This is a genomic window from Testudinibacter sp. P27/CKL/0425 (assembly GCF_052931395.1).
Map to the genome: position 1 here is coordinate 347,411 of NZ_CM128801.1, position 12,450 is coordinate 359,860.

Below are 12,450 nucleotides of genomic sequence, written 5' to 3' on the forward strand. Positions count from 1 at the left end.
TCTATTAATTGATTGTTACTTATCTGAATATTTCACATTAGCCATTTTGGCGCCTAGGTATAATGCTTCCGTCATACTACGACTGTCAGCTACCCCTTTGCCGGCGATAGGAAATGCGGTTCCGTGATCGACCGACGTACGGATAAACGGCAGACCGACCGTGACATTAACACCGCTGTCGAAACCTAACAGTTTTAACGGAATGTGCCCTTGGTCGTGATACATCACCACGATAATGTCGAATTCATTTAAATTCGCTGCGCGGTGGAATACGGTATCCGGTGGAATCGGACCGACAACATTAATGCCTTGCCGTTGCGCTTCTTGAATGGCGGGAAGGATTTCTTTTTCATCTTCATCGCCGAACATTCCATTTTCTCCGGCGTGCGGATTTAGCCCGGCGACGGCAGTTCTCGGCTGTTTAAATCCCAGCATTTTGATATTTTCATCGGCAAGATGGATGACTTTTAAAACGCGTTCTTTTTTTACTAAATCACAGGCTTGGCGCAGTTGAACGTGGGTTGTCACATGGATAACATTTAATTTCTCACTGGATAGCAACATCGAGAAATCTTTGGTATTGCTCAGATGTGCTAAGATTTCGGTATGGCCGGGGAACATTTTCCCACCGGCGTGTAATGCTTCTTTATTGAGAGGGGCGGTGACAATGGCATGAATTTTACCTTGCATGGCATATTCAACCGCTCTTTCAATATAGTCATAGGCGGCTTTTCCTGCCCGCGGATCAACTTGGGAAAATGGCAAATCCGCCGGTAAATTATCCAAATCAATCATGTCGATATAGCCGAATTCGCTTTTGGCATCTTCGATTTGCGTAATCACTCGCAGCTTCAGGCTGGAATTTACAATGGGTAAAGCCCTCTGCATGATTTTTTGATCACCAATGACAACAGGACGAGCTAGCTCATAAATTCTTTTATCTTCTAGTGCTTTAATGATGACTTCAGGGCCGATCCCCGCGCCATCACCCATGGTGATGCCTAATATTGGTTTCATTTAACGCTCCTTATTGGTGATTCCTGATAAAATTAATCGTTTCGATAAAAACGGCGGGAGAACCGAATCCTCCTGCCTTGGTGACAATCGGGATATGCTGAAGTGCGGTATTTGGCAAATAACCAAACGGCACTCCGTTTTCGATTTCGCCTGCAATGCGGTAGTGAGTTGCTTGTAAATTTTGAGCAACGCTGATTGCGATATCGCCACCGGTCAGCACCAGCCCTGCGATTTGATTTTTGATCTGCTTTAGGCTGGCAATTACGATTGCTGATAATTTTGAGCAAATTTGCTCACCTAATTGTGTTCTATTCAAGCCGAGTTGGGTGCATAGTGCGCTAATGCCGTGTCGCGCCTCTGGACTACTGTCTGTTTTTAATAAGATATTGTGTTGCGCCGAAAGTCCTTCATTCACCTGTTCAATCAGGTGTTGATGATAATTTTTATCCTTTAGCAATGAAGCAACGTCAATTTGAACCAATTGAACTAAGTCTTGCTTCAGTAACGCTTCGCTTTGTTGGTTGCTGGCTTGGCTCATTGAGGCGACGACAAATAATAACGGTAACATATTGATTTTATTTAGATACAGCGTTTCCGGCAGGTAAGAGGCTAATCCGGAAGAACCGACGATAATACAAAGGTTCATTAATCGCGGCAATACAGTCCGCAATACGTGATAAATCCTCATTTTCAACCGCATCAAAACAGAAAATACAGCGCGGATGCTGTTCTGCCAGTTGATTGAGTATTTGCAAACAATCTTGGCTTCGTAAGATTTCGAGATGAATGTCGAGAATCGGAAGTGCGGTCTGCGAAGCCAAAATTGCACTCACTTCTGAAGAGTGGATCGGTGTTTTGGGATCGGTTGCAAATTCCGTTTCAGCTAACGGTTGCCGGTTAACATAGCAAACCCCTTGTTGTACCGTTCTGCCCATATTCGGCAGTGCCGGGCAAAAGAGCGCAATCTTCCTATTCGATGCCTCAAGTGCGGTTTCTAACTCGGCGCCGATATTGCCACGCAAGGTGGAATCTATTTTTTTATATAGTGTAATATTGTCGGTCGGATAGTGAGCAAGAACGGTTTTGATTCGCTGTTTGGCATCATTAATATTGGGGGCGCGACTGTCGGTATTCACCACTGTAACATCGGCTTGCTGGCAATTATCGTTATCTTCCCAATTGAGCGCAACATCAACCACAGCCTGTTTTTTGCAGAATTGAACGCCGGTATCATTTGCACCGGTAAAATCATCTGCAAGCACCAACATTTTCATTCTATTCGATCGCCTCATCTATGACTGGATGTTCGGAATTATAGCGAAAACATCTTGATAAAACTTTGTGGTAGATCACAAAAATGATTATTTAAAATCTTTTTGATTTAAAATAATCAAAATGTAATTATCATACTGACGGGTTTTATCCTTTATACTGTCGTTAATGTGCAGTTAAACGAAGATCATTTTAAGGAATTGTATGCCCCCAACCCAAATCACATTTTTTCAACGCTTCGAAGCCGATATTCTCAGTGGTCGTAAAACCATCACCATTCGCGATCACGCAGAAAGTCATTATCTGCCGGGTACGGTTGTAGAGGTGCTGACCAATGAAACTCAGCGCTGGTTTGCCAACATTCGGATTGAATCGGTAACCCCGATTCAGATTGATCAGCTGAATGAACAGCACGCACAGCAGGAAAATATGAGTTTGAGTGAGTTAAAGCAGGTGATTCGGCAGATTTATCCGCATGAAACCGCACTTTGGGTGATTGCGTTTCAGTTAGTGGCATAAAAAATCCCCGCGGTGATAGCGGGGATTCGGTGAGTATTCAGCGTGGAAATTACAGAATTTCTTTCGCTTTCGCCACCACGTTTTCAACAGTGAAACCGAACAGCTTGAACAGCTCGTCCGCCGGTGCGGATTCGCCGAAGCTGTTCATGCCGACGATGCGGCCGTTGAAGCCAACGTATTTGTACCAGAAATCGGCGATGCCGGCTTCGATAGCTACACGTTTGGTGACCGCACTTGGCAACACCGCTTCGCGATAGGCTTGATCTTGCGCGTCAAACACGTTAGTTGACGGCATGGACACCACGCGAACTTTGCGACCTTCACCGCTCAGTTGTTCTGCTGCTTTCACTGCCAGTTCCACTTCCGAACCGGTGGCGATCAGGATTAACTCCGGTGTGCCGTCGCAATCTTTCAGCACATAACCACCACGCGCCACGTTTGCTAATTGCTCTGCGTTGCGATCCATTTGGGTTAAGTTTTGACGGGTGAAAATCATCGCGCTTGGGCCGTCGGTGCGTTCCACCGCCGCTTTCCAGGCAATCGCCGATTCCACTTGGTCACATGGGCGCCATGTTTGCAAGTTCGGGATTAAACGCAGCGCAGCCGTTTGTTCGACCGGTTGGTGGGTCGGGCCGTCTTCACCTAAGCCGATGGAGTCGTGGGTGTAAACAAACAGCACGCGCTGTTTCATCAATGCCGCCATGCGCACCGCGTTGTGTGCGTATTCCATAAACATTAAGAAGGTCGCACCGTAAGGAATAAAGCCGCCGTGTAACGCCACGCCGTTCATAATTGCCGACATCCCGAATTCACGCACCCCGTAGTTGACGTAGTTGCCGTCAATAATGTTGGCACGAATCGGTTTGGAGCCTGACCACAAGGTCAAGTTCGAGCTTGCCAAGTCGGCAGAGCCGCCCAAAAATTCTGGCAATAACGGTGCGTAGGCTTCAATCGCGTTTTGTGAGGCTTTACGGCTGGCGATGGAAGCTGGGTTGGCTTGTAATTTTTCAATAAACGCTTGGCTTTCTGCCGCCCAATTGGCAGGCAGCTCACCGTTCACACGGCGGGTAAACTCGGCAGCCAGTTCCGGATAAGCGGCTTGATAAGCGGCGAATTTGTCATTCCATGCGCTTTCTGCTGTTTGTCCTTTGGCTTTGTTGTCCCACTCGGCATAAATTTCCGCTGGGATTTCAAACGGTGCGTGCGCCCAGTTCAATGCTTGACGGGTTGCGGCGATTTCATCATCGCCCAACGGTGCGCCGTGGCTGTCGTGGGAGTTGGATTTGTTCGGTGAACCGTAACCGATGATGGTTTTGCAGATAATCAAGGTCGGCTTGCCGGTTTCGGCTTGTGCCTGTTCAACCGCACTTTTCACTTGTGCCGCGTCGTGGCCGTCAATTGCCGGGATAACGTGCCAGCCGTAGGCTTCGAAGCGTTTTTGGGTGTCGTCGGTAAACCAGCCGTCCACATGACCGTCAATCGAAATGTTGTTGTCATCGTAGAATGCGATTAATTTGCCCAAGCCCAAGGTGCCCGCCAATGAACAGGCTTCATGTGAAATCCCTTCCATTAAGCAGCCGTCGCCCAAGAACGCATAGGTGTAGTGATCGACAATCTCATGTCCGTCACGGTTAAATTGTCCGGCTAAAGTTTTTTCTGCCAGCGCCATACCAACTGCATTGGTGATCCCTTGTCCTAACGGACCGGTGGTGGTTTCAATGCCCGGCGCATAGCCGTATTCCGGGTGTCCCGGGGTTTTGGAGTGCAATTGACGGAACTGCTTTAAATCTTCAATTGACAGGTCATAGCCGCTCAAATGCAGCAAGCTGTAAATCAGCATCGAGCCGTGTCCGTTGGATAACACGAAACGGTCGCGGTTTGCCCAGCTCGGGTTGGTCGGGTTATGCACTAAAAAATCGCGCCATAACACTTCGGCGATGTCCGCCATGCCCATCGGGGCTCCCGGGTGTCCTGATTTTGCTTTTTGCACTGCGTCCATACTTAAAAAGCGGATTGCATTTGCCAATACTCTGCGTGAAGCCATGTGGTTCTCCTGTTCAAAATAGAAATAATTATTTAGCAAAAAAATAGTTTCATAAGTTTACACTAATCTGATTTAAAATGCCGATAGATAATTTCAATGACTTAAATCTCAAAAACTTTTTGTGATCTTGCTCACAAATATTTAACTAACGAACGCAAGTGCGGTTTCAACCACCTCTAAACCGGCACTGCTTTTATGTGCATTTTCGCTCAGATAGCGCCGCCACTGTTTCGCCCCTTTGCAGCCTTGAAATGCGCCGACCATGTGGCGGGTAATGTGGTTTAAATGCGTGCCTGCGGCCAACTCTTTTTCAATATACGGGAACATCGCTTCCACCGCCTGATGTGGGCTGACAACCGCACTTTCAGCGTTGAATAGCGCCTGCTCGATCTGTCCCAACAGGCTCGGGTTTTGATATGCCTGGCGCCCGACCATCACACCATCCACAAATTGTAAGTGCTGCTGCATCTCCGCTACGGTTTTAATCCCGCCGTTAATGCTGATCAGCAATTCGGGAAAATCGCGTTTCAATTGATAGACGCGCTGGTAATCCAGCGGCGGAATTTCGCGGTTTTCTTTCGGGCTCAAGCCGGAAAGCCAGGCTTTGCGCGCGTGTACGATAAATTCACGACAACCGGCTTGCTGGAGTTTTTGTACGAAATCACATAAAAACTCGTAGCTATCGAGATCATCAATCCCGATGCGGGTTTTCACCGTGACCGGAATGCTGACCGCACTTTGCATTGCCGACACGCATTCGGCGACCAAATCGGCTTTTGCCATTAAACACGCGCCAAACATGCCGTTTTGTACCCGATCCGACGGGCAGCCGACATTCAAATTAATTTCATTATAGCCGTAAGATTGCGCTTTTTCGGCGCACAATCGCAATTGTTCCGCATCGCTTCCGCCCAGTTGCAGCGCCACCGGCTGTTCGCCTTGATCGTAAAGCAGGTGATCGTATTTGGCGTGAATAATCGCACCGGTAGTGATCATCTCGGTGTACAGCAACGCATTTTTGCTGAACTGGCGGTGAAAATAGCGGCAATGGCGCGTGGTCCAATCCAGCATCGGCGCGACTGAAAAACGCCCGCGGTAGTGAGTAGTCATAGATGTCATAATGTGTTCGATTTCGTTAAGTGATGTTTGCTGTCTGCTCCGGTGTCTAACTCCCGAATGCGCTGGCGAAAACGCCCCACAGCAAAATGATAAAACGGTTTCGGGCAAAATTGGCGAGAAACCAGTGATGCTAATAGGCTGCAAACCAACAGCCAGAATAATACAGGCTGGCTACCGGTCATTTCCATCACCACCACGCTCGCCGTCACCGGCGATTGGGTGGCGGCAGCTAGGAATGCCGCCATTGAAAGCAAGACTAATAAGCGTTGATCGACCGCGCCGTCGGTGAATTGCCAAATTTGAGCGCCAAGCGAGGCGCCGATAGTCAGCGCGGAGGTGAAAATGCCTCCGGCGATGCCGGTCCAGTAGGTCGCCACCGTCGCAAACAGTTTCGTCAGCCCCAGCCCTTCGCTCGGCAACGGGAAGTCACTCAAGAGGTGAGTCACCACATCATAGCCGGTGCCGTAGATATTGCCGTGGGAAAAATGCCCTAACGCGGCTAAAACCAACCCCAATAAAAAGGCGATAGATAACGGATGGCGACGGATCCAGCCGCGCCATTTTGCCGGTGAATAGGCTGCCAGCCCTTTGCCGAGCAAGCGTTCGAATAAGCCACCGAACACGCCGCACACCACTGCGCACAACAACGTCCAGAAGTACATATACGGCGGCGCCCAGATAGTGTGGGAAATAAGGATTATTGCCCATAATTGCCACCACGATAAAACCCGATGCCAATACGCCGAGCAACACTTGCCGTTCCCAACGCAGCAGCACGCCGCGCCCTAATTCCTCGATAGCAAAAATCACCCCGGCTAACGGCGCGTTAAATGCCGCCGCCAATCCACCGGCGGCGCCGGTTGCCATCAATTGATTGCTGGAAAGCCCTTTAAACGCGATATTGTGTTTACGGCAAAAATTGCCCCACGCCAACATCACCGCCGCGCCGACTTGCACCGACGGCCCTTCGCGCCCGACAGAGGCGCCGAGCAGCATGGCGATAAAGGTCAGCGGAATTTTCCACAGCGTTTGCGCAAATGCTAACAGCCGGGTTTTGTTCGCGCCGTGCGGCAGCCCGAGGCTGGCGATCACTTGCGGAATTCCGCTGCCGGCGACATAGGGCGGATATTTGGCGCTCCAGTGAGCATTCCATTCCAACCCCAAATCCGCCAGCAACGCAAAGCCCAATGAAAACAGCGCAACCCAAGCGGCGCCGATTAGCAAGCAGGCAAATTCAATACTCTTACGCGACAGGCGACCGGTTTGATGAGTTTTATGACGCAGGTAAAACCGCACTTTGCGTAACACAGGGGAAATATTCGGCAACATGGCTTTTGTTTAGCAGATCAAAGAAAGTGAAATTATAACTGAAAAGCCGACAAGAAACAGCGTTAAAAACGCAAGTGCGATGAATTGTCGATCGCCGTAAGCAATTTGATAAAAAAGCCGCAGCGAATAACAGAAAAATCCCTTTTTAGTGTGAAATAACATACACTATCGCCATTCCATTTCCATTGGGCTAAGAGAATCGATTATGAAAAAACCAAAACGCAAGCCGCCTAGCACCGAGAAAAGCAACAACACCAAAAGTAAAGGCGAAGTGCGGATCATCGCCGGAATCTGGCGCGGACGCAAACTGCCGGTGCTAAACAGCCAAGGGTTGCGCCCGACCACCGATCGAATTAAGGAAACGCTGTTTAACTGGTTGATGCCGTATATTGTGGATTCACGCTGCTTAGATTGCTTTGCCGGCAGCGGCAGCCTTGGCTTTGAAGCCCTCTCGCGCCAAGCGGCATTTGTGCAATTTTTTGAACTGGATAAAACCGCTGCCAAACAGTTGCAGCAAAACCTGCAACGGCTGGAATGTTCAAACGGCAATATTCAACAAGGCAACAGCCTGCAACTGCTCGCCAACGGCAATACACAAACGCCTTACGATCTGGTCTTCCTCGATCCCCCGTTTCAACAAGGACTGCTTGCCCCCACCATCGACGCCCTCACTCATGGCAACTGGCTGGCGGACAACGCGTTGATTTATATTGAATCGGAAAAACAACTCAGCAACCTCACCATCCCGCCGGATTGGCAGTTGTTAAAAGAAAAAATTGGCGGTGAAGTGTGTTTTCGGTTGTATCGGAAGGGGTGATTAGGGAACAAAAATAGCAAGTGCGGTCAAACCGCACTTGCCCTTTCTCATTAATGCGCCGTTTGTTTTTTTGAAAACAATGCGCTGAAGGTGGAGACCACGGCTAACACGATGGCGCCGCTGATCACGCCGATAATCAGGCTTGCGAGGCTAAAAGTCCAGCCGTCGAGCCAGTTCATCTGTTCCAACCAGTGGTGAATTAAGCCGAAGTTATGGGCGATAATGCCGCCGCCGACTAAGAACATCGCGGCAGTGCCGACGATGCTGAGCAGCCGCATAAAGTGCGGCATCACCATGATGATGCCTTTGCCGAGACGTTGGCTGAGCGCGCTGGGTTTACGCATCAGCCAAAGACCGAGATCATCCAGTTTCACAATGCCGCCGACTAAGCCGTAAACCAACACAGTAATACCGAGTGCAATCGCGGATAACACCAGTGTTTGAGTCAGCAGGTTGTAGTCGGTCACCATGCCGAGCGCGATAGTGACAATTTCCGCCGATAGGATAAAATCGGTGCGGATTGCGCCTTTGATTTTGGTTTGTTCCTCTTCCGGCGTCATTTCGACTGCCACCTCACTTTCTGTGGATTCATCGTGTTTGTGCAGCAGCTTGTGGAAGATTTTTTCCACCCCTTCAAAACAGAGATAGGCGCCGCCGATCATTAATAAATAGGGAATCGCCGCCGGTAAAAAATAGGAAATTAACAACGCCAACGGCACTAAAACTACTTTATTCCAAAAAGAGCCTTTCGCCACCGCCCATACCACCGGCAGTTCGCGCTCTGCACGCACACCGGCGACTTGATTCGCATTCAGCGCTAAATCATCACCGACCACCCCGGCGGTCTTTTTGGCGGCGACTTTGGTCATCAGCGCCACATCGTCGAGCACCGCGGTAATATCATCAAGTAAAGTAAACAGAGAAGCGAATGCCATATAAAATCCTCGTTGGCAACAAATGAAAACGCACGCACTATAACAAATAAATCTAAAAATAGATAATCCGATTTATTGACCTTTGGGTGACGCTTCTCTACTATTTTGTCAACATCATCAAACGGGGTATTTATGAATTTCACTTTACTTGACGGCGGCATGGGGCGCGAGCTGTTGCGCATCGGGGCGCCGTTTAAACAACCAGAGTGGTCGGCACTGGCGTTAATCGAAGCGCCGCACTGGGTAACGCAAGCGCACCGTAATTTTCTGGACGCCGGAGCGGATATTATCACCACCAACAGTTATGCCTGCGTGCCGTTTCATATCGGGCAAGCACGCTTTGAACAACAGGGCGCGGCATTAATCGCCCTGGCGGCGCGCTTAGCGCGCGAAGCGGCGGATTTGTGGTTGGGCGAAACGATGTCGTCTTTTGCCGAAGCGGAATTACTGTTGACGCTGCTGGTAGAGCAGCCGAAGCCAATCTGGATTTCATTTACCTTGAACGATGAAACCGCACTTCAAGCGCCGCAACTGCGTTCGGGCGAGAATTTGGCGGAGGTGTTGGAAAAATTGGATTTAAGCCGCGTTGAAGCGATTTTATTTAACTGTTCGATTCCGGAAGTGATGCAAAGTGCGGTTGTGGCAGCGAAGCAATGGCTTGTGCGGCAACAATCGGCAATCCAAGTCGGGGTATATGCCAACGGCTTTTCGCCGAAAGCCAATGATCGGGCGGCAAATGAAGGATTAAGCGAACTGCGCGATCTGTCCGCCGAGGAATACCGCAGTTTCGCCGAGCAATGGCTGCAAGCCGGTGCCAGTATTATCGGCGGTTGTTGCTGCATCACCCCGCAGCACATTGCGCGCTTGGCGCAGTTGCGTTAAAAACCGCAGTTTTATTTGTTTCAATAGGCGGAGAATGCTATTCTTTGCGCCTAAATTTACCGTGATAAGGATTTAATTTACGATGAAATATTCTGTTATGACAACCGTGGCGTTGACCGCACTTTCTGTTTCCGTGCAAGCGGAAACGCTACGCATTTCTCACGAACTGGGCTACGGCGGTGCGGAATCACTCGATCCGATTTCACCGACGCCGTTTTCACAGCTTTCACAAACAGTGTTCAGCCGTCTGGTGCGCCAAGGGGAAAACGATCAGGCGGTGGCAGATTTGGCAACCGAGTGGCAAGCCAGCCCGGATGCCAAAGTCTGGACGTTCAAACTGCGTGAAGGGGTGAAATTTCATAACGGCAATGATTTTGATGCCGCTGATGTGGTGTATTCGTTAACCCGAATTAAGTCCGAAACCATCGACAGCCCTGCGCGCGCGGTGTTGGATATCGTTGATAGCATTACCGCGGTCGATCCGCTCACGGTACAAATTAATCTGAAATCCGCCCATACCGATTTCCCGATTCTGTTGTTGGATTATCGGGTGCAGATGATGGACAAAGAGAGTTGCCAAAATGAGATGAATAAATTGTGCGAAAGCGACAACGGCACCGGGCCGTATAAAGTGGTGAAAGTCGATCCGCTCGGCACAACGACTTTGACCCGCTTTGACAGCTATTGGGAAGGACCGGCGAAAATCGATCTGCTGCCGTCAGTCACTTCGCAACAACAAGCGCTGTTTGCCGACAGCAACCGCTACACTATTCAAAACGTGCCGACCGGACGTTGGGCAGGGCTGATTATGCGCACCGACACCGCACCGTTTGACAATCCGAAAGTGCGCCAAGCGATGCGAATTTTCGCCGATCGTGATGCGTTCGGCAAACTGGTGATGGGCGACAGCGGTTATGTGATCAGCTGTGATACGACGGTGTGGTCGGGCGATCAGTACGCCACTGATCTGACATGCCCGGCAGATATTGACGGCGCGAAAAAACTGTTAGCCGAAGCGGGCTATCCGAACGGCATAGAGGTTACGCTACACTATTCCGATGTGGATTACGGCACCTTGCGTTTGGCGGAAGTGTATCAACAACAAGCCAAAAATGCGGGGATTAACGTGAAATTGGCATTAACTCCGGCGGACGGTTACTGGACGGATACTTGGATGGTGGAGCCGTTTTTTGTCACCTCGTGGTTCCAACGCCAAGCGGATCAAGTGTTCAACGAAATCTATCGTGGTGGCGCAAAATGGAACGAAAGCCACTGGAACAATGCGGAGTTTGATCGCAACCTCGATGCGGCACGCCAAGAGTTAGATTTCACTAAACGCAAAGCGATCTACCACGATTTGCAACAGCAGTTGTTTGCCGAAGGCGGGGCGTTTATTCCGTTCCATCAAAATGCGGTGCGGGTGCTGTCCGCTAAGTTGTCCGGTTTAGCGCCTGACACCGAAGAGATGGCAATTCGCTTTCAGGATATTGAGAAAAAATAACCGTTCAACGCTGCCGTCGGTATCGCTGACGGCAGCAGACCGCACTTTATGATTAAAACCATTCTGCAACGCCTGTTTTTCGCCCTGTTCACCCTGATTTTCGTGTCAGGGTTGGTGTTTACCGTGGTCGAAATGTTGCCCGGCAATGTCTGCACCGCCTATTTACAGCGTGCTGCGCAAGGCGCACGTTTGGAGCAGTGCATTCAACAACAAGGGCTGGATAAACCGGCGTTAACCCGTTATCAACACTGGGTCAGCGGTATTGCCGACGGCGATTTCGGCACCTCTCTCAAACGGCGCAAGCCGATAAGCGAACTGGTGCAAGAGCGGTTTCGCAATACCGCACTTCTCTCCGGCGCAGCGGCGGCTATCGGCATTCCGTTGGCGTTGTTGTTCGGTTTTTGGGCGGGGATTCGGCGTGATAAACCGGCGGATTTAGTGATTTCCACCGTGGCGATGTTGGCGATGACGATTCCCGAATTTGTCAGTGCCGCTCTGTTGATTTTTGTGTTTGCGGTGTGGCTTAACTGGTTTCCGGCGATCACCACCGTGCCGCCGAATGCGCCAATTGCGGAGCTGTTGCCGAATTTGGTACTGCCGGTGATTGTGTTGGCATTTGTGATGACCGCCCACATTCTGCGCATGACCAGAGCGGCGGTGATTGAAGTGATGTCGTCCGATTTTGTACAAATGGCAACCCTGAAAGGCGTGCCGGCTCGACAGCTGTTTTTTAAACACGTTGCGCCGTCGGCGTTGATTCCGGCGATTAATGTGATTGCGTTGACGGTGGCATGGCTGCTCGGCGGTGTGGTGGTGATTGAGCAGGTGTTTAACTATCCGGGCATGGGCACCTTAATGCTACAAGCGATTTACGATCGCGATTTGCCGCTGGTACAGGCGATTGCGCTGATTTTTGCCATTATCTACATTGTAGTGAATTTATTGGCGGATCTGCTGATTCTGCTGCTTGATCCGCGTTTGCGCCACGCCAAAACCGCAGTTTGACAGGAATCGC

11 protein-coding genes and 1 pseudogene are annotated in these 12,450 nt (G+C 50.1%); 5 read left to right on the forward strand and 7 right to left on the reverse strand.

What is annotated here, in order from left to right; all coding sequences use genetic code 11:
* Window positions 1–15 precede the first annotated feature (15 nt).
* Genes pdxA through ACUHGC_RS01780 form a run of 3 tightly spaced genes read right to left on the reverse strand, consistent with a single transcriptional unit; the run spans window position 16 to window position 2,285 of the window.
* A complete protein-coding gene (gene pdxA, locus ACUHGC_RS01770; protein ID WP_446833980.1) occupies window positions 16–1,017 on the reverse strand; it encodes a 4-hydroxythreonine-4-phosphate dehydrogenase PdxA in 1,002 nt (333 codons plus the stop codon).
* A gap of 10 nt (window positions 1,018–1,027) precedes the next feature.
* Window positions 1,028–1,585 (reverse strand): nucleotide-binding domain containing protein, encoded by a 558-nt coding sequence (locus tag ACUHGC_RS01775; RefSeq protein WP_446833981.1) that lies wholly within the window; start codon window positions 1,583–1,585, stop codon window positions 1,028–1,030.
* A 7-nt stretch (window positions 1,586–1,592) separates the two neighbouring features.
* Window positions 1,593–2,285: a four-carbon acid sugar kinase family protein gene (locus tag ACUHGC_RS01780; protein WP_446833982.1), complete on the reverse strand. Its 693-nt coding sequence runs from the start codon at window positions 2,283–2,285 to the stop codon at window positions 1,593–1,595.
* Window positions 2,286–2,493: 208 nt separating this feature from the next.
* On the opposite strand from ACUHGC_RS01780, the gene yqfB reads away from it, so the two are divergent.
* Window positions 2,494–2,808 carry a N(4)-acetylcytidine aminohydrolase gene (gene yqfB, locus ACUHGC_RS01785; RefSeq protein ID WP_446833983.1) on the forward strand — a complete coding sequence of 105 codons (315 nt, stop codon included), beginning with the start codon at window positions 2,494–2,496 and terminating at the stop codon, window positions 2,806–2,808.
* Between the two features lie 49 nt (window positions 2,809–2,857).
* On the opposite strand, the gene tkt is transcribed toward yqfB, so the two are convergent.
* The 3 genes and pseudogenes from tkt to ACUHGC_RS01800 form a co-directional block, all read right to left on the reverse strand.
* A complete protein-coding gene (tkt, locus tag ACUHGC_RS01790; protein WP_446833984.1) occupies window positions 2,858–4,852 on the reverse strand; it encodes a transketolase in 1,995 nt (664 codons plus the stop codon).
* A gap of 141 nt (window positions 4,853–4,993) precedes the next feature.
* The gene (dusA, locus tag ACUHGC_RS01795; protein WP_446833985.1) at window positions 4,994–5,971 is read right to left on the reverse strand and encodes a tRNA dihydrouridine(20/20a) synthase DusA; all 978 of its coding nucleotides are present in this window, start codon (window positions 5,969–5,971) and stop codon (window positions 4,994–4,996) included.
* A pseudogene (locus ACUHGC_RS01800) lies at window positions 5,968–7,300 on the reverse strand (chloride channel protein). Before ACUHGC_RS01800 ends, dusA begins: the two are co-directional and overlap by 4 nt.
* Before the next feature lie 205 nt (window positions 7,301–7,505).
* Here ACUHGC_RS01800 and rsmD point away from each other — a divergent pair.
* On the forward strand, window positions 7,506–8,117 hold the full coding sequence (rsmD, locus tag ACUHGC_RS01805; protein ID WP_446833986.1) for a 16S rRNA (guanine(966)-N(2))-methyltransferase RsmD: 612 nt from the start codon (window positions 7,506–7,508) through the stop codon (window positions 8,115–8,117).
* Window positions 8,118–8,167: 50 nt separating this feature from the next.
* Here the strand turns inward: rsmD and ACUHGC_RS01810 are convergent, their stop codons facing one another.
* The gene (locus tag ACUHGC_RS01810; protein ID WP_446833987.1) at window positions 8,168–9,052 is read right to left on the reverse strand and encodes a DUF808 domain-containing protein; all 885 of its coding nucleotides are present in this window, start codon (window positions 9,050–9,052) and stop codon (window positions 8,168–8,170) included.
* A 132-nt stretch (window positions 9,053–9,184) separates the two neighbouring features.
* On the opposite strand from ACUHGC_RS01810, the gene ACUHGC_RS01815 reads away from it, so the two are divergent.
* The 3 genes from ACUHGC_RS01815 (at window position 9,185) to ACUHGC_RS01825 (ending at window position 12,440) form a co-directional block, all read left to right on the forward strand.
* Complete coding sequence (locus ACUHGC_RS01815; RefSeq protein ID WP_446833988.1) at window positions 9,185–9,934, forward strand: homocysteine S-methyltransferase family protein; 750 nt, start codon at window positions 9,185–9,187, stop codon at window positions 9,932–9,934.
* Window positions 9,935–10,016: 82 nt separating this feature from the next.
* Complete coding sequence (locus tag ACUHGC_RS01820) at window positions 10,017–11,435, forward strand: ABC transporter substrate-binding protein (protein ID WP_446833989.1); 1,419 nt, start codon at window positions 10,017–10,019, stop codon at window positions 11,433–11,435.
* A gap of 48 nt (window positions 11,436–11,483) precedes the next feature.
* On the forward strand, window positions 11,484–12,440 hold the full coding sequence (locus ACUHGC_RS01825; protein WP_446833990.1) for an ABC transporter permease: 957 nt from the start codon (window positions 11,484–11,486) through the stop codon (window positions 12,438–12,440).
* Window positions 12,441–12,450: the final 10 nt, after the last annotated feature.